18 protein-coding genes are annotated in these 15,381 nt (G+C 57.6%); 7 read left to right on the forward strand and 11 right to left on the reverse strand.

Annotated features, from left to right (window positions below):
* Positions 1 to 134 precede the first annotated feature (134 nt).
* Positions 135 to 911, forward strand: a complete 777-nt coding sequence (locus tag B0B09_RS01960; protein WP_076658148.1) for a hypothetical protein — start codon at positions 135 to 137, stop codon at positions 909 to 911.
* A 71-nt stretch (positions 912 to 982) separates the two neighbouring features.
* On the opposite strand, the gene B0B09_RS01965 is transcribed toward B0B09_RS01960, so the two are convergent.
* The 6 genes from B0B09_RS01965 to cysG all read right to left on the reverse strand — a co-directional run bounded on the left by B0B09_RS01965 (position 983) and on the right by cysG (position 6,399).
* The gene (locus tag B0B09_RS01965) at positions 983 to 1,831 is read right to left on the reverse strand and encodes a ferredoxin--NADP reductase (RefSeq protein ID WP_375342218.1); all 849 of its coding nucleotides are present in this window, start codon (positions 1,829 to 1,831) and stop codon (positions 983 to 985) included.
* An 88-nt stretch (positions 1,832 to 1,919) separates the two neighbouring features.
* Positions 1,920 to 2,330, reverse strand: coding sequence for a DUF934 domain-containing protein (locus tag B0B09_RS01970; protein ID WP_076658150.1), 411 nt, complete (start codon positions 2,328 to 2,330; stop codon positions 1,920 to 1,922).
* The gene (locus B0B09_RS01975; RefSeq protein WP_076658151.1) at positions 2,327 to 3,046 is read right to left on the reverse strand and encodes a phosphoadenylyl-sulfate reductase; all 720 of its coding nucleotides are present in this window, start codon (positions 3,044 to 3,046) and stop codon (positions 2,327 to 2,329) included. The genes B0B09_RS01970 and B0B09_RS01975 overlap by 4 nt, the downstream gene beginning before the upstream one ends.
* Positions 3,036 to 4,706: a nitrite/sulfite reductase gene (locus tag B0B09_RS01980; protein ID WP_076658152.1), complete on the reverse strand. Its 1,671-nt coding sequence runs from the start codon at positions 4,704 to 4,706 to the stop codon at positions 3,036 to 3,038. Before B0B09_RS01980 ends, B0B09_RS01975 begins: the two co-directional genes overlap by 11 nt.
* Before the next feature lie 2 nt (positions 4,707 to 4,708).
* On the reverse strand, positions 4,709 to 5,008 hold the full coding sequence (locus B0B09_RS01985) for a DUF2849 domain-containing protein (protein WP_055292470.1): 300 nt from the start codon (positions 5,006 to 5,008) through the stop codon (positions 4,709 to 4,711).
* Positions 5,008 to 6,399 (reverse strand): siroheme synthase CysG, encoded by a 1,392-nt coding sequence (cysG, locus tag B0B09_RS01990; RefSeq protein ID WP_076658153.1) that lies wholly within the window; start codon positions 6,397 to 6,399, stop codon positions 5,008 to 5,010. The genes B0B09_RS01985 and cysG overlap by 1 nt, the downstream gene beginning before the upstream one ends.
* A 135-nt stretch (positions 6,400 to 6,534) precedes the next feature.
* On the opposite strand from cysG, the gene B0B09_RS01995 reads away from it, so the two are divergent.
* The 3 genes from B0B09_RS01995 to B0B09_RS02005 all read left to right on the forward strand — a co-directional run bounded on the left by B0B09_RS01995 (position 6,535) and on the right by B0B09_RS02005 (position 8,226).
* The gene (locus B0B09_RS01995; RefSeq protein ID WP_076658154.1) at positions 6,535 to 6,996 is read left to right on the forward strand and encodes an Lrp/AsnC family transcriptional regulator; all 462 of its coding nucleotides are present in this window, start codon (positions 6,535 to 6,537) and stop codon (positions 6,994 to 6,996) included.
* A gap of 84 nt (positions 6,997 to 7,080) precedes the next feature.
* The gene (locus tag B0B09_RS02000) at positions 7,081 to 7,416 is read left to right on the forward strand and encodes a hypothetical protein (RefSeq protein ID WP_076658155.1); all 336 of its coding nucleotides are present in this window, start codon (positions 7,081 to 7,083) and stop codon (positions 7,414 to 7,416) included.
* 12 nt (positions 7,417 to 7,428) lie between these two features.
* Positions 7,429 to 8,226, forward strand: coding sequence for a DUF2145 domain-containing protein (locus B0B09_RS02005; RefSeq protein ID WP_076659736.1), 798 nt, complete (start codon positions 7,429 to 7,431; stop codon positions 8,224 to 8,226).
* A 2-nt stretch (positions 8,227 to 8,228) separates the two neighbouring features.
* Here B0B09_RS02005 and B0B09_RS02010 read toward each other — a convergent pair whose 3' ends face one another.
* Positions 8,229 to 9,398: a cytochrome P450 gene (locus tag B0B09_RS02010; RefSeq protein ID WP_076658156.1), complete on the reverse strand. Its 1,170-nt coding sequence runs from the start codon at positions 9,396 to 9,398 to the stop codon at positions 8,229 to 8,231.
* A 197-nt stretch (positions 9,399 to 9,595) separates the two neighbouring features.
* On the opposite strand from B0B09_RS02010, the gene B0B09_RS02015 reads away from it, so the two are divergent.
* A complete protein-coding gene (locus B0B09_RS02015; protein WP_076658157.1) occupies positions 9,596 to 10,414 on the forward strand; it encodes a cobalamin B12-binding domain-containing protein in 819 nt (272 codons plus the stop codon).
* Positions 10,415 to 10,422: 8 nt separating this feature from the next.
* Here the strand turns inward: B0B09_RS02015 and tpiA are convergent, their stop codons facing one another.
* The 4 genes from tpiA to B0B09_RS02035 all read right to left on the reverse strand — a co-directional run bounded on the left by tpiA (position 10,423) and on the right by B0B09_RS02035 (position 12,588).
* Positions 10,423 to 11,154 (reverse strand): triose-phosphate isomerase, encoded by a 732-nt coding sequence (tpiA, locus tag B0B09_RS02020; protein ID WP_076658158.1) that lies wholly within the window; start codon positions 11,152 to 11,154, stop codon positions 10,423 to 10,425.
* Between the two features lie 192 nt (positions 11,155 to 11,346).
* Complete coding sequence (locus tag B0B09_RS02025; protein ID WP_055292483.1) at positions 11,347 to 11,709, reverse strand: HesB/IscA family protein; 363 nt, start codon at positions 11,707 to 11,709, stop codon at positions 11,347 to 11,349.
* Between the two features lie 95 nt (positions 11,710 to 11,804).
* Positions 11,805 to 12,167 carry an SUF system Fe-S cluster assembly protein gene (locus B0B09_RS02030; RefSeq protein ID WP_055292489.1) on the reverse strand — a complete coding sequence of 121 codons (363 nt, stop codon included), beginning with the start codon at positions 12,165 to 12,167 and terminating at the stop codon, positions 11,805 to 11,807.
* Positions 12,168 to 12,306: 139 nt separating this feature from the next.
* Complete coding sequence (locus B0B09_RS02035) at positions 12,307 to 12,588, reverse strand: hypothetical protein (RefSeq protein ID WP_076658159.1); 282 nt, start codon at positions 12,586 to 12,588, stop codon at positions 12,307 to 12,309.
* A gap of 576 nt (positions 12,589 to 13,164) precedes the next feature.
* Here B0B09_RS02035 and tgt point away from each other — a divergent pair.
* Together tgt and B0B09_RS02045 are read left to right on the forward strand one after the other, a co-directional pair.
* Positions 13,165 to 14,295, forward strand: a complete 1,131-nt coding sequence (gene tgt / locus B0B09_RS02040) for a tRNA guanosine(34) transglycosylase Tgt (protein WP_076658160.1) — start codon at positions 13,165 to 13,167, stop codon at positions 14,293 to 14,295.
* Positions 14,292 to 15,197 carry an alpha/beta hydrolase gene (locus tag B0B09_RS02045; RefSeq protein WP_131824982.1) on the forward strand — a complete coding sequence of 302 codons (906 nt, stop codon included), beginning with the start codon at positions 14,292 to 14,294 and terminating at the stop codon, positions 15,195 to 15,197. Before tgt ends, B0B09_RS02045 begins: the two co-directional genes overlap by 4 nt.
* Positions 15,198 to 15,381 lie beyond the last annotated feature (184 nt).

Below are 15,381 nucleotides of genomic sequence, written 5' to 3' on the forward strand. Positions count from 1 at the left end.
TTCAACCCGGAAAAGATGCGGTTTTCCGCCGATTTTTCCCCCGCAATTGCACTTTCGTATTCGTTGCCCATCTGACATACCGCATAGCAAGGCCCAGTGGGGGCCAAATATCTTGATTTGGAAGGAGATGACCTATGCGTGCGATCATTATTCTCGTCGTTTTGGCGGTCGTTGGTTTTTTTGGATACCAGTATGCAGCCGAAGGCCGGACCCCGGGTGAGGCCGTTGGTGTCTTGACAGGGGCCACACAAGAAGCAGAACGCGCCGCTGCAGAAGCGCAAGCCGTCGCCGAGGCTGAAGCTGCGGCAGCAGCGGCATTGGCAGCCGAGCAAGCCGCTGCAGCTGAAGCTGCAGCAGCAGCCGAAGCCGCTGCCGCACAAGAAGCGGCCGAGCAAGCCGCTGCCGAAGCAGAAGCACTTGCCGCTGAACAAGCTGCCGCGCTCGAAGCTGCAGCGCAGGCTGCCGCTGAAGAGGCCGCAGCTGCAGCACAAGCCGCCATCGATTCCGCAACTGCTGCGGGCGATCAGGCAGCGGATGCTGTTCAAGACGCGCTGGATAGCGCAACGGACGCAGCAACTGATGCCGTCAACGCGCTGAGTGGTACAACCGAAGAAGCCGTTGAAGCGACCGAGGGTGCCGCAGAAGCTGCAACCGAAGAAGCCGTTGATGCCATGACCGAGGACGCAGCCCCGGCAGAAGCTGACGCCACACCGGACGCCATGCTGTCCGAGGATGGTGAAGTGCTGACGGTTGAAGGCTTCGACTTTGATAGCGTTCTCGAGATCGTGCAGAACTCCGAGCTGTCACAGATGCAGAAGACAGTGTTGACGACGTCGCTGGAAGGCGCACGGAACCAGCCGGAATTGCTGCAGCCTGTGCTTGAAAGCATCCGCGAAGCGCTTGGCATGTAAAGCGCCACAGCTTGAAACAAAAAAGGCCGCGTGATCACTCACGCGGCCTTTTTTATTTTACTTGCAATGACTTAGTCGAGGAAAGCTTTTTCCACGACATAATGCTGGGGATTGGAATTTGCCCCTTCAACCAGCCCGTAGTCCTCGAACATTTCTTTCAGTTCAAGATTAAAGGCAAGGTTGCCGCAGATCATCGCGCGGTCAGTTTCAGGCGACAGCGGCGGCACGCCCAGATCGGCAAAGGCCTCGCCCGAGCGCATCAGGTCAGTGATCCGGCCCATCTTGGGGCTCTCTTCGCGCGTGGTTGTGGGGTAGTATTTGATCTTTTCCCAGAACCCTTCGCCGATGACTTCGTTCAACAGCTCATCGGTTTTGAGCGCTTCGATCAGGTCGCGGCCGTAGGTCAATTCACCGACTTCACGGCATGTGTGGGTGATGATCACCTCGTCATAATCTTCGTACGTCTGCGGTTCGCGCAGCAATGACGCGAATGGCGCGAAACCGGTGCCCGTGGCAAAGAACCAGATCCGCTTGCCGGGCAAAAGAGCGTCATGCACCAGCGTGCCCACAGGTTTGGGGCGCAGGATCAGTTCATCACCGGGCTGGATATGTTGCAGGCGGGATGTCAGCGGGCCGTCTTGCACCTTGATCGAATAGAACTCCAACTCTTCATCCCAAGAGGGCGACGCGATGGAATAGGCGCGCAGCAGCGGCTTTTGCTTGCCGGTTTTCGGATCAGGGTCGCCCATCAGGCCGATCATCACAAACTCGCCCGACCGGAACCGCAAGGATGCAGGCCGCGTCACCCGAAAGGAAAACAGACGGTCCGTGTAGTGTTTCACTTCAGTCACGGTCTGCGCATCGGGCAGGGTGGGCGCGGCTTTGGCGGTATCTAAAGTCACTGGTTTTTGCTCGGTCATATCATTCATGGCAGCCCTGATAGGGCCGCCCTCCGGTTTAGTCGTTGATCTGGATCAGGGAAAGGGGTGCGGGTCTATTCTTTGCCGATTAGCCGCGCAAACGGGCCTGATAGTGGTGCTTTTGCCAATCTGCACGGTAAAGCCATTGGTCTTCGGGCTGGCGCGCGGCGAGGGCGTCATCAATCTCGACCTCGTCAAAACCGGACCGGCGCGCCATCGCGTATTGATCGGCCAGCACATGGCCCTTGGCGCGCAACCGTCCCTGATAGCCCGCCCGCCGCAACAGCGCGGCAAGCGTAAAGCCACGCCCGTCTGCCGAGGAGGGGAAGTCAATCCGGATCATCTTGGCCTGTGTCAGATTGGCCAAGGCGTCCGGTGACGTGTCGGACGGCAAGTCGATGCCATAACCGCAATCATTTGCGGCTTTTTCACCCAAGCCGACAAAGCCGGCGGTGAAATCATCCGTGGTAAACCCGCGGTCTGTTACAATCACGCTCATGCTGCCTGTCCTTGTCGTACGGCTTTGCCGTTTTCAAAATGAATCCCGCATTCGGTTTTGTCGCTACCACGCCAGCGGCCTGCGCGCGGGTCTTCATGGTCACTCACGCGGGTGGTGCAGGGCAAACATCCGATGGAAGGATAGCCTTTGGCCACCAGCGGATGGCGCGGCAGGTTGTGATCCGTAATGTAAGCGTTCAGGTCGGCAGAACTCCACTGGACAAGCGGGTTGATCTTGATCTTGCGGCCGTCCTTTTCAAACAGCGGGAGCGTCGCACGGCTGCCGCCTTGAAACTGTTTGCGGCCCGTGATCCAGCCGTCAAAACCCTCAAGCGCCTCAGCCAAGGGCCGCGTCTTGCGCAAATCACAGCAGGCGTCTTTGTCGGCCTGATGCAAAAGCCCGTCCACATCCTCGGTCAGAACCGCGTTGCGGTTTGGTGTAATCACGCGCACATCGCGCAGGCCCAGATGTTCTGCGACTTCTTTCTGATAGGCCAGCGTTTCCGCGAACAGCATTTCGGTATCGAGGAAAATGACAGGTGCGTCCTTGTCGATCTCGGACAGCATGTGCAAGAGCACAACACTCTCGGCCCCGAAGGAGGACACGAGTGCGATTTTGCCAAGTTCCACATCATCCAGCGCATGGCGCAGCACAGTTTGCGCATCACTCTTGCGATGCAGGATATTGCGGCGTTCAACGAGTTCTTTAAGCGGCATTTGCTTTATCCTCTCGTGGGTAAAGGATGGCTTTGAAAGGCTCCATGCCCAGACGGCGATAGGCCTGCAGGAAGGTCTCATCCGCGTCTTGGCGTAGTGACAGATAGCCAGTCACAAGGCGTTCAATGGCAGGCACGATTTCGTCAGCTGAAAAGCCGGGACCGGCGCGTTCACCGATTGTTGTGGTTTCGGTCCCGTCACCGCCCAGCGTGATCTGGTAGTTTTCCACGCCCGCACGGTCGAGCCCAAGGATACCGATGTGGCCCACATGGTGGTGCCCGCAAGCGTTGATGCAGCCCGAGATTTTGATCTTCAACTGGCCGATTTCGTGCTCGATCTTCAGTTCGTCGAAACGGGTCGCGATCTCTTGCGCAATGGGGATCGAACGGGCTGTGGCCAGCGCGCAGTAATCCATGCCGGGGCAAGCGATGATATCGGACGCAAGGCCGATGTTTGCCGTGGCCAGATCCGCCTCACGCAGTGCTGCATAGACCGCTGGCAGGTCTGACTTGTGCACATGCGGCAGGATGACGTTTTGCTCGTGGCTGATGCGCAATTCACCGTGACCGTATTGCTCGGCCAGATCGGCCATCACGCGCATCTGGTCCGATGTCGCATCGCCCGGTGTGGCACCGTGCTTCTTGATGCTGATCGACACGATGGCATAGCCGTCTGCCTTGTGTGCGGACAGGTTCGTGTCGCTCCATGACCGGAAGGCGGGGTTCGCAAGGCGTGCGGCCTCGTACCCGTCTGTGGATTTCGTCACAAAGGCGGGTGGTGCAAAGGCAGCCTCAATCTCGGTCAGCAGGGCTTGGTCGTGGCCTGTAAAATCAGCGCGGATATCGGCAAAGCGGGCTTCGACCAGTTCTTGTATCTTTTCCAGCCCGTTTTCGTGCACCGTGATCTTGATCCGCGCTTTATACTTGTTGTCGCGGCGGCCCAGCAGGTTGTAGACGCTGACGATCGCCTCGCAATACGGCAGCAGATCGGCCTTAGGCAGGAACGCCCGCAGCACCTTGCCCACCATCGGCGTGCGGCCAAGACCACCTCCGACGATAACCTCAAAGCCAGGCTCGCCCGCGTCATTGCGCACCATGCGCAAACCGATGTCATGCGCTTTCGTCACTGCGCGGTCATGCGCCGCACCGGTCACGGCGATCTTGAACTTGCGCGGCAGGAACTGGAATTCAGGGTGATCCGTGGACCACTGGCGCAGCAATTCGGCAATGGCGCGCGGATCCTCGATTTCATCCGCGGCCGCACCGGCGAAATGATCTGCGGTGACGTTGCGGATTGTGTTGCCCGAGGTCTGGATCGCATGCATGCCTACATCGGCCAGCGCATCAAGCATATCCGGCACGTCGCGCAGTTTTGGCCAGTTGTACTGGATATTCTGGCGCGTGGTGAAGTGGCCATAGCCCTTGTCCCAACGGTCCGCGATGTAGGCAAGCTGGCGCATCTGGGACGGGTTCAGCGTGCCGTAAGGCACCGCGACCCGCAGCATATAAGCATGCAATTGCAGATAAAGCCCGTTCATCAGGCGCAATGGCTTGAATTCATCCTCGGTCAAAGACCCGTCAATGCGGCGCTCAACCTGCGCGCGGAACTGGGCGACGCGGGTGCGCACAAAGGCTTCGTCAAAATCGGTGTAGGTATACATGATTAAAGTTCCACTTGCTTGCCGTGGGCGTAGTTTGAAGGACCGCGTGTGCGGAATTCTTCGCGGAAATGGGTCGGCGCAGGGCCGTCGTCGGTGGCTTTGGCATCGGCCAGATAGGCCCCCGCGATTTCATCCCTGCGCGCTTGCGCCTCAAGCAGGCGCAGATCGGCGTGGGCTTCATCGGTCAGCAGCTCGGCTTTGCGGATGTCGCGGGTCCATGTGTCGTCCTCTGCCAACCAGACTGCATCGCCGTCCAGCAGGGCGTTGGCGGTGACCACTTTGGGGGTGAAACTACGGGCCATTATGCAAATTCCTTTTGGCTGATCGCTTGTGCTGCGGCGTCACGGGGGGCAAGGCCGAGAAAGGTGATGGCCGGGCCTTGCAAATTGGCTTGGGTCAGGGTGGGTTCCAACTCGGCCAGCGTCGTTGCGATGATCTGTTGATCGGCGCGGCTGACGTTTTCGATGATTGTCACAGGCGTTGCGGGATCGGCGCCATGCATGAGCAAACGGCCCTGGATAAAGCGGGCTGATTTCTTGCCCATATAGATCGCGGCCACTTCACCGGGGGCAGCCAGCGCCCGCCAGTCGTGATCGGCATAGCCTTTGGTGTCATGCCCTGTGATCAGGCGCACCGCCGAATTACGCCCGCGTTTTGTCAGGCTTTGTCCGATGTTGGCAACAGCGGCAGATGCGGCTGTGATGCCCGGGATGATGGTGTAGGGAATGTCATGCGCCTCGATTGCGGCAATTTCTTCGTCCAAACGGCCAAAGACCGTGGGATCACCTGCCTTAAGCCGCACAACATGATGGCCGTCCAGCGCATGCTGTACGATCAGCGCGTCGATATCGGACTGTGCCATCGCGCGGCCAAAGCCTTCTTTGCCTGCGTCGATGATAATCGCTTCGCGGCGGGCAAGTTCCAGAATCTCGGGCGTTACCAACCGGTCGTGAATAACCACATCGGCCTTATCCAGCGCATTGCGGGCCTTCAGCGTCAGAAGTTCCGGATCACCGGGGCCCGCACCAACAAGGTCAACAGAACCGGATTTCCGCTCTTGCATGATGTGGCTATCCAGAAGGCTTTCCAGTGCGGGCACAACCGCCTGTTCGCCCGCATCAGCCAGCGCCTTGGGGCCTGTCCCAAAGTAAAAGGCCGACCAGAAATCACGGCGCTTGCGGCCCATCGGCAGCACATCAACCGCATGGCGGAAGGTTTTTCCGATCCGCGCAAGGACACCTAGCGATGTGGGTAGCCGTGCTTCCAGATCGGCTTTGATTGCGCGCGCCAGAACAGGGGCGGCACCCTCTGTCCCGATCGCGATTGTCACCGGATCACGGTCAACAATCGCGGGCGTGATAAACTGGCTGTCGGCAAGATTATCGACGATATTGACCAAAGCCCCCTCTGCAAGGGCAATCGTGGCCACGCGGGCGTCTTCGGCGTCATCCTCGTTGGCGCCATAGAACAGCGCAGCGCAGAGCGCGTCACCCGGTTCCATCGCGCGTTCAATGATCCGCAACTTGCCCTGATCGGCCCATTTGCGGATATCGGGTGCGATCTCTGCAGCGATCACGGTCAGATGCGCTTCGGTCTTCATCAGCAAGCGCAGCTTGGCCATGGCGGCATCACCACCGCCCGACAAAACGATGCGGCGGCCCTCTACGGCAAGGAAGATTGGAAAGTGCTTCATGGCAAACCTCAAATTTCTTAGCTTCAATATAGAACATTGTTCTGCTATTTGCCTCCCCACGCTGCTAGTTAAGGACATACGTTCTGCCATGCTGTGAATTTGGACTGCCTGTCCTGTGTTTAGGAGAATTTGAGAATGTCAGTACGCATTGACGCCACAGACAAGAAGATTTTAGCGGCGCTTCAGGCGGATGCGGCGCAATCTCTGGACGATATTGCCAAGGCTGTGGGGTCTTCCAAGACACCTGTGTGGAATCGCATTCGCAAATTGCGCGAAGCAGGGGTGATCGGCCAGCACACGGTTTTGCTCGATGCTGAGGCACTGGGATTCGAGGCTTGTTTCTTCGTCTTGATCCGCACCTCCGAGCATGACGCAGACTGGCAGGGGCGGTTTCTCAAGGCGCTCAAGTCACGGCCTGAGGTGCAAGAGGCGCACCGTCTAGCCGGTGATATTGACTATATTTTAAAGGTGCGCGTGCGCAATGCGCGGGCTTATGACACGTTTTATCAAGCCCTGATTTCCGAGGTCAAAGTCCATAATGTGACCGCACTTTTGTCGATGGAAGAGATCAAATCGACCGTGGCCCTGCCGCTTTAAATTGAACAATGTTCAATAATTGTGTTGACGGCGCCACTCCAGCTCTCTAGGTATGTGAACAATGTTCATATTTGGAGAGACACCATGCAAACGATAAAGATCACAGTTGCCCTCGCAACGCTTGCTTTGGCAGCGGCCTGTGCCGCACCTAGCGCCCAGCATACGGCCCAGTCAGCCAACCACAGCGCGCAAGCCGCCAGCCATGGCGCGGCGGCGGTGGCATCGGGTGCTGCGACTGTTTCTGCGGTGCCGATCATCGCGACAGGGGCCGCGCTATCCGTAACCGGCGCGGCGATTGAAAGCGTTGGGACCACCTCCGTGGCGGTTGGTAGCGACGTGTTGGAGGCGGGACTGGGCACCTGCCAGACCACGCAAACGGCAACATGTGTAGCGGCTGATGGCCCGCCGCGGTTGGACTAAGGGGAGGTCATGATGAAACGTCTTTTTTTTATTCTTGTGTTGGCGATAACTGCCTTCACCACGCCGTCCTTCGCAGGCAGCAGTGCAGCCAGTAACCCCGTTCTGCCTGCCGATGAAGTGGCTGCTTTTGCCAACCGTGTGCAGCGCGATCTCGCGTCGCGTGGTGCCAATGTGGCCATTGTTTCGCGGGTCGGGCGTGATCCGTCCGTCCTGCCGGACGGGATCAACTATACCCATGTCGCCTTTTGGGTTTATGCGCGGATCACCCGCGCTGACGGCTCAACAGGGCAGGGGTACCGTGTTTATAACCTGTACCAGCGCGACGGTGATTTGACCCAGAGCGACCTTGTTCAGGATACGCCGGCCGATTTCTTTGCTGGTGCGCATAGTCTTGATGCCGGCGTGATCATCCCTGATCCGCGCCTGCAGCGCAAACTGCTGTCCGTGATTGCCAGCCCGACCTATGCCGCCCTGCACAATGCCAATTATTCGGTGCTGGCCAATCCGCACACATCGCAATTTCAGAACTGCACCGAGCATACGTTGGATGTGGTGATGGCAGCCCTTTACGACACGGATGATCGCGCCCAAATCAAAGCCAATATCGCGGCCTATTTTGCACCACAGCCCGTGCCGATCAACGGATTGCAACGTCTTCTGGCCCCCGCTGCGTCACAGGCGCTGACCACGGTCGATCATGGTGCGCAGGTCGGTACGGCGACCTTCGGATCTATCGCGCGGTTCATGGGCGATAATGACCTTGCAGAAGAGATTTACCGGATCACGCCCACGGCGTTGACGCGGTTCTGATCTCAACGGCTGGTGGAGACCATCAGCCGTTCCAGCCCGTGAAAGTGATAAACGTCGCCATAGACCGGAGCTTCGGTCAGGCGCAGGTCCGGGCAGCGTTCAAACAACACCTCGAGGGCGATTTGCAGCTCAAGGCGCGCCAGTGGCGCGCCAACGCAGAAGTGGATGCCACCCCCGAAACTGGTGTTCTGCGGGCCTTTGCGGGTCGGATCAAAAGAATCGGCATTCGTATAGACCTGCGAATCGCGGTTTGCAGAGCCCAGCAGACAGGCGATTTGATCACCGCGCTTGAAGGACTGGCCGCCCAAGGTCACATCTTCATAAACCCAACGCGTGAATAGATGCAGGGGGGGATCGTAGCGGATCACTTCTTCGACCACGGTTTCATTGATCTCGCGGAGGCCATGTTCCAGCAGCGTCTTGGTGCCGTTGCCCAAGGTATGCACTGTCGCCTCGTGCCCTGCGTTCAAGAGTAGGATGCATGTGCTGATCAGCTCATCCTCGCTCAGACGTGCGCCGTCCTCTTCGGCGGCAATCAGGGTCGAGATCAAATCATCGCCAGGTGTCTTGCGGCGGACCTGGATGTAGCTGCGCATGAAGCCGACAAAATCATTGGTGGCGGCCACAGCGGCCGCTTCGATTTCGGGGGTGCGGCGGGCCTGGTACATTGCCACCATGGCGTTGGACCAGCGTAGCAAATCATCGGCACGTTCTTCGGGTACACCAAGAAGGCGCGCGATGATGACCACCGGTACGGGTTGCGCATAATGGGCCAGTAAATCAAAGGGTTGATCTGGAAACGCGTCAATCAACTCATGGCAGAGTTGGCGGATGTCAGGGCCGAGTGCGGCGACTGTCCTGCTCGTAAATGCACGCAGGACAAGGGATCGCAGGCGGGTATGGCGTGGCGGTTCAATGGCCAGCATCGAATGGGCCTCAACGTCGAAAAACGGCCTGAGATGTGACGGGATTTCTGGGGCCAGTTCCGGTGGACATTCGCGCCCCATCCGTTTGTCCCGCAGCACCGCATGCACCATTTTATGCGATACGGCACAGGCCATTTCAAAGTCGTCCCACCAGATGAAATCACCCGCAGCGCGGGCCTGCGCATAGAACGGATATGGGTCTTGAACAAAGGCCGGATCGGTGGGGGATTTTTGAAATTTCTGCATGGCAGAACATTTGTCCGACCGCTCTGTAGATTGCAAGCGACTGCGCGACCCTTACACAAAATGCTGCACCTGCGCCGCGACGTTCTGACGCGCTCGTTGCCCAGTTTTCCTATGTTAAGCTGCATGCGGTTGGATACAAATAGTCGTCGGAAACAGATGACATTATGAATTCAGTAGCCAACATGGGAGGGACGTTCATGGCCAACGCGCCTATGGACGATAACGCGTTTGATCGCTCAGAGTATCGCAAGGCTGACCGGCATTTCCGGTTAGTCGAAGAGAAACTGCCGGAAGAGGCCGTCTCGGCCCTTGCGCGCGAAGTTGTGAGGCGTCTTGCTTTTCGAATGCCACACGCGTTGAAAAAAGAAGATCTGCCAACGCAGTCAGATATCGAGCAGCTATGCGGCGCATTGCTGTCGAAGAATAATGATGCGGCCGATAACTTTATTCTGTCGGCGCGACGCGACGGGGTACAACTCGAGGCGATCTATCTGGGGTATGTTGCCGGTGCTGCGCGGCGTTTGGGCGATATGTGGGACAATGACGACATTTCGTTCATTGATGTCACGCTGGCCTGCGGCAAGCTTTACCGGATCATCCGTGGCCTGCGCCACGTCATTGCACCCGGTATTCTGGGCGACAGGGACGACTGGCCTGCGATGTTCGCGCTGGTGCCCGGTGAAACCCATACGATCGGGATCGAGATTGCCACAGATGTGTTCCGCCGTGAGGGCTGGGATGTGGATATGATGGTGGCGCTAGATCATGATACGCTGATTGAGAAATCCGAAAGGCGCAGTTACAAAGCGATCGTATTGGTGGCCAATTCAGACGGCATGCTTGAGGCGCTGACGCGTCTGGTGCTGGCTTTGCGTATCTCGCAACCGCTGGCGCATGTGATTGTGGCAGGCAACATACTCGATCATCACGCAGACATCATCGACGTGGTCGGCGCAGATGCGGTGATGAAAGATATGAAAACCGCCGTCGGTACACTGCGTGATTTGATCGCCTAGGAGGCGCCCTAAGCGTCTTCCAGCGCCGAAATAATAGGCGAGAACGCCTCAGCGGTCAGGCTGGCACCGCCAACAAGCGCGCCGTTTACATGTGGTACCGCAAAGATTTCCGCAGCGTTACTGCCTTTGACAGATCCGCCATAGAGCAGTGACATTTCAGTACCGTCCGCAAACCGGTCTTGCAGGCGCTTGCGGACATGGGCGTGCACTTCGGCGATTTGGTCTGTCGTGGGGACTTTTCCCGTGCCGATCGCCCAGACGGGTTCGTAGGCAATGACTGTATTCAGTGCATCTGCTGTTGCCGGTACTGAGCCTGCAAGCTGCCGGTCAATCACATCAAGCGTTGTGCCATTTTCACGCTCATCAAGCGTTTCTCCGATGCAGATCACCGCAATCAACCCTGCATCATAGGCCGCTTGCGACTTTGCCGCGACCAGCGCGTCGGTTTCACCGTGGTCGGTGCGGCGTTCAGAGTGCCCCAGCAGTACATAGCTGGCGCCCGCATCTGCCAGCATCTCAGCGCTGATATCGCCGGTATGTGCACCCGCTTGCGCAGTGTGGCAATCCTGACCGCCGATATCAAATGGCGTGTCCTCGCAGGCGCTGATCAGGGTAAAGGGGGGGCAGATCAGGATCGCAATATCCGCGTCGCCATGCTTGTCTTCGAGTTTTTCCAACTCAATCAATGTGCTCTGCATCCCGTTCATCTTCCAGTTGCCTGCGGCGATTTTACGGGGCATGGCGGCGTCCTTATTCCAGTGATGCAAGAGTGCTTTTAGCTAACTTGCAGGCCTCCTTGCTTACGTCAAGGCCAGCCACGGCATTGGACCCGGAGCATTGCTGTTAAATCACATGTCAACGCCATTTCCCGGGAGAGGGGCCAACAACTGTGGCTTGTGTCAGAACGCGCAAAATGGATTGGGCGGGCGTGATCAGCTCGCGGAAAGGTTCTCGTCAAACTTGATCGACTCGCCGCATCCGCATGCGTCAACAACGTTGGGATTGCGAAATTTGAAACCCGCTTCGAGGAGTGAGACTTCGTAATCAATCTCTGTGCCGAAAAGGAACATCTGCGCCATTGGCGCAATCATGACGCGCGCGCCGTCCTGTTCAACCACCTCATCCATCGGATCAACCTCGGTGACATAGTCCATGGTGTATTCCATGCCCGCACAGCCACCTTTCTTCACGCCGATGCGCAAGCCCTGATGGCCGTCTTTCGCCATCAGCTTGGCGATTTGCGCCGCTGCCTTGTCGGTGATGGTAACCGCTTGTTTGCCTGGAATGCCGAACATGAAGTGCTCCTTTGCATTCAATGTAGGTGAGATAAACCGCGCACTCAAGGTGCGGCTGTGCCAATGCCGAAGAATGTGATCAGGCTGGCGTGAGTTTACATGAAGCCAAGTTCAAGGCGCGCTTCGTCGGACATCATGTCCATGCCCCATTGCGGCTCGAACGTCATTTCCACATCAACCTGTTTCACCCCCGGCAGGGGTTCGACCGCATCGGCGACCCATCCGGGCATTTCACCAGCCACAGGACAACCCGGGGCAGTCAGGGTCATGATGATACTGACAGCGTTATCTTCCTTAATATCAATCGTGTAGATCAAACCCAGGTCATAGATGTTGACTGGAATTTCAGGGTCATACACAGATTGGCAGGCCTTGACGACATCCTCGTAAAGGGGGTGATCGGTCGTTGATGGCGCAATCATTGGCGCACCTTCAAGCTGAGCGTTACTGTCTGTCATGGTCTTGGTTCCCGCAATTCCTGAGCAAACATATAGGGATTGGGTGCGGGGGCGTAAAGGGGGTGTGAAGCAATGCGCCAGATCGATGACATGGTCGGGCAGGGCAACATTAGCTCGCGCAGCCAACATTGGCGCGGGATCAATGACGCCGTGTGGTGAAGGGCCACAAAGCAACCCAGTTCACGGTGTTCCAGTCGATTGTTTCTGGGGGCAGTTTCTGAATCAGTTCGCGCCTGCATTGCTGCGCATCCTTTGGGCAGGCGCTGGCGGAGCGCATCACCGCGACCAGTCTTTCGATATCGAGGTTGACCGGGACATCGCCCTTGGCGCAGTGCTGCGGGCGGATCGCCTTTGTTTGTTTTTGTTGCACGGGCTCTTGAACGGGGGGAACCGGTGCGAAGGTATGTGGGAACATTTTCATCAGACAGAACTTTCACTGGTACACTTACGGCCCAGCTGCATGTCCATGCCAAGGTTCGGCACATTCTTCGCCGGGATCGATAGACGCGATGACAACTGCCAAAGCGCTGAGTTTGCAGCAAATATACAAGCGGTCTATTCGCTGCGGCAGACTGTGGCGACCACGCGATTGAGGCGGAGGCCACTGGTTGCAGCCTGATCAGTAAATTTCAGGAATAACTGAAAGACATTTACTCATCATAAGGCGCTGCGTTCTATTCGAAAGGCTAATTTTGATAAGCAATGTTCTATGGTTAACCATTTTTATGCATGAAGTACACCTGACCTAAAGGCTAGTAACTACTTGTAATCATGTCTTTTTGGCCGCATTTTCGCACGTTTTCTGCCGTAATTCCCCACGTTTCCGCCGCCAGAAGCAGCATTTGGGTCTGCATTTCTGCTCTGCCCATCGTTTCCCTCAGCGGGCAACAGGCGCCTGATGCGCCCAGATTGATCTTGCGGGGTTACTCATCCGAAGGAGGCCTGCCAAAAACCGAAGCCCCTTGGCAAATTCAGCGATATCGGGGAAGAGGGGCGTATGACCCAACGCTTTTCATTCGCCCTGAACGCCACTGATGGCAAAGCCCGCACCGGCGTAATCTCAACCCCGCGCGGGGATATCCGCACGCCCGCATTTATGCCTGTCGGCACCGCGGCCACTGTCAAGGCAATGATGCCTGAAAGCGTGGCCGCGACCGGCGCGGATATCTTGCTCGGCAATACCTATCACCTGATGCTGCGCCCCACAGCCGAGCGGATCGACCGCCTTGGTGGGCTGCATAAATTCATGAACTGGGACAAACCGATCCTGACCGACAGCGGTGGTTTTCAGGTCATGAGCCTGGCCGAGTTGCGCAAGCTGACTGAGAAAGGCGTGACGTTCAAAAGCCATATTGACGGGTCCAAGCATGAACTGACGCCCGAACGGTCGATGGAAATTCAAAAACTGCTCGGGTCCGACATCGTGATGTGTTTCGACGAATGTCCGGCACTTCCTGCTGATCGCAAGCGGATCGCGGAAAGCATGGAATTGTCGATGCGTTGGGCGCAGCGGTCGCGCGATGCTTTCGGTGACAGGCCGGGACATGCGCTTTTTGGAATCCAGCAAGGCGGCTTGGAAGAAGACCTGCGCGCGCAGAGTGCCGAAGCGCTGAAAGCGGTCGAGTTTGATGGCTATGCCGTCGGCGGTCTGGCCGTGGGCGAAGGGCAGGAGGCGATGTTCGGCGTGCTTGATTTCGCACCTGACCAATTGCCCGTCGATAAACCCCGCTATCTGATGGGCGTGGGTAAGCCCGACGATATCGTGGGTGCTGTCAAACGCGGGATTGATATGATGGACTGTGTGCTTCCCAGCAGGTCCGGCCGCACAGGCCAGTTGTTCACCCGCCGCGGTGTGATCAACATCAAGAACGCGCGCCATGCTGATGATCCAAGACCATTGGATGAACACTGCACATGTCCTGCTTGTTCGCATTACTCGCGTGCGTACCTGCATCATGTGTTCCGTGCGCAGGAAATGATTTCCGGTATGCTTCTGACGTGGCATAACCTGCATTACTTCCAGGAGATCATGCAGGGGATGCGCGATGCGATTGCCGCAGGCCGCTTTGCAGATTGGGAGGCCGAATTCCATGCGACCCGCGCTTTGGGGGACGTCCCGCCGCTGTGACCCAGTCATCGGTTCTCATTAATGCAAGTGACGTGACACTTGCGGGAACACTGGTGGTTCCGGATGCGGCCAAAGCGGTGGTCATTTTTGTGCACGGCTCTGGCCCGATGGATCGGGATGAGAACAGCAAGGGCGCGAAGCTGAATATCTTCAATACCTTGGCGGACGCGTTCGCTGAGATAGGCGTCGCGTCGTTGCGGTATGACAAACGTGGCGTCGGCGCCTCTGGCGGGGATTTCAAACGCTTGCGGCAGTCTGAGATGGTGGCCGATCTCGTAGCATGCATCGCGTGGGTGCAGGCCCAAGGGCTGGGGCCCATTTATCTGTGTGGTCACTCCGAAGGAACCGCCATTGCGCCCGCTGCTGCGGCCCAGGCCGATGTTGCCGGATTGGTGCTGCTCTGTCCTTATCTGACGTCCGGTCCGGATTTGTTGCGCTGGCAGGCGCGAAACGCGCAAACCGATGTTGCGGGTCTGAAGGGCCTCACGGGGCTGGTCGCACGGTTGATCACCAAGGTGTTTGGCGGTCCTGTGGCGCTACAGGAAAAGCTGATTGCGCGCGTGCTCGGTGGCAATTCCGATTTCGTCTGGCTGGCGGGAAAACGTGTTCCGGCGCGCTGGTTGCGTGATTTCCTGACGGCTGATGTCGCAGCGCTTCACCGGACCAACCAGCGCCCGACCTTGGTTTTGGCTGCCGGACGTGACTGTCAGTGCCCGCCTGCAGATGCAGCAGACATCGCGCGAATGAACCCGCAGGCGCGTCTGGCACAGATTGACGATTTGTCGCATCTTTTGCGTGCGACCTCAGAGTTCGGTTTTATGGACTACAAAAGACAATTATCTCAGCCGATGGACACGCGTGTCGCAGGGTCCGTCTGCGCGTGGCTTGCCGAGAAAACCTAACGTTACGACAGGCGACGTGCCCCGAGCATCGCACATTTTGCGGAAAACTTTTCGTCTTTGCAGCTTGCGGTCACATCATGGGACAGGCAATCTGCGCGCAACAGGTGATCATTGAGTTGAAACCTCTGGCAGGTCACCCCACATATTGATCCCAAGAGGAGACGCCCCATGTTGCCGCTAAAGC

Origin of the sequence: Yoonia rosea (genome assembly GCF_900156505.1) — a bacterium.
Taxonomy (GTDB): Bacteria; Pseudomonadota; Alphaproteobacteria; order Rhodobacterales; family Rhodobacteraceae; genus Yoonia; species Yoonia rosea.

Excerpts from the sequence above, each read along its gene's own strand:
- tgt (WP_076658160.1), top strand. The coding sequence starts at position 13,165 with ATGACCCAACGCTTTTCATTCGCCCTGAACGCCACTGATGGCAAAGCC.
- tpiA (WP_076658158.1), bottom strand. The coding sequence starts at position 11,154 with ATGCCCCGTAAAATCGCCGCAGGCAACTGGAAGATGAACGGGATGCAG.
- B0B09_RS02015 (WP_076658157.1), top strand. The coding sequence starts at position 9,596 with ATGGCCAACGCGCCTATGGACGATAACGCGTTTGATCGCTCAGAGTAT.
- B0B09_RS01975 (WP_076658151.1), bottom strand. The coding sequence starts at position 3,046 with ATGCCGCTTAAAGAACTCGTTGAACGCCGCAATATCCTGCATCGCAAG.
- B0B09_RS01965 (WP_375342218.1), bottom strand. The coding sequence starts at position 1,831 with ATGACCGAGCAAAAACCAGTGACTTTAGATACCGCCAAAGCCGCGCCC.
- B0B09_RS01960 (WP_076658148.1), top strand. The coding sequence starts at position 135 with ATGCGTGCGATCATTATTCTCGTCGTTTTGGCGGTCGTTGGTTTTTTT.
- B0B09_RS01980 (WP_076658152.1), bottom strand. The coding sequence starts at position 4,706 with ATGTATACCTACACCGATTTTGACGAAGCCTTTGTGCGCACCCGCGTC.
- B0B09_RS01985 (WP_055292470.1), bottom strand. The coding sequence starts at position 5,008 with ATGGCCCGTAGTTTCACCCCCAAAGTGGTCACCGCCAACGCCCTGCTG.
- B0B09_RS02025 (WP_055292483.1), bottom strand. The coding sequence starts at position 11,709 with ATGTTCGGCATTCCAGGCAAACAAGCGGTTACCATCACCGACAAGGCA.
- B0B09_RS02010 (WP_076658156.1), bottom strand. The coding sequence starts at position 9,398 with ATGCAGAAATTTCAAAAATCCCCCACCGATCCGGCCTTTGTTCAAGAC.
- B0B09_RS02000 (WP_076658155.1), top strand. The coding sequence starts at position 7,081 with ATGCAAACGATAAAGATCACAGTTGCCCTCGCAACGCTTGCTTTGGCA.
- B0B09_RS02005 (WP_076659736.1), top strand. The coding sequence starts at position 7,429 with ATGAAACGTCTTTTTTTTATTCTTGTGTTGGCGATAACTGCCTTCACC.
- B0B09_RS01995 (WP_076658154.1), top strand. The coding sequence starts at position 6,535 with ATGTCAGTACGCATTGACGCCACAGACAAGAAGATTTTAGCGGCGCTT.
- B0B09_RS01970 (WP_076658150.1), bottom strand. The coding sequence starts at position 2,330 with ATGAGCGTGATTGTAACAGACCGCGGGTTTACCACGGATGATTTCACC.
- B0B09_RS02035 (WP_076658159.1), bottom strand. The coding sequence starts at position 12,588 with ATGAAAATGTTCCCACATACCTTCGCACCGGTTCCCCCCGTTCAAGAG.
- cysG (WP_076658153.1), bottom strand. The coding sequence starts at position 6,399 with ATGAAGCACTTTCCAATCTTCCTTGCCGTAGAGGGCCGCCGCATCGTT.
- B0B09_RS02030 (WP_055292489.1), bottom strand. The coding sequence starts at position 12,167 with ATGACAGACAGTAACGCTCAGCTTGAAGGTGCGCCAATGATTGCGCCA.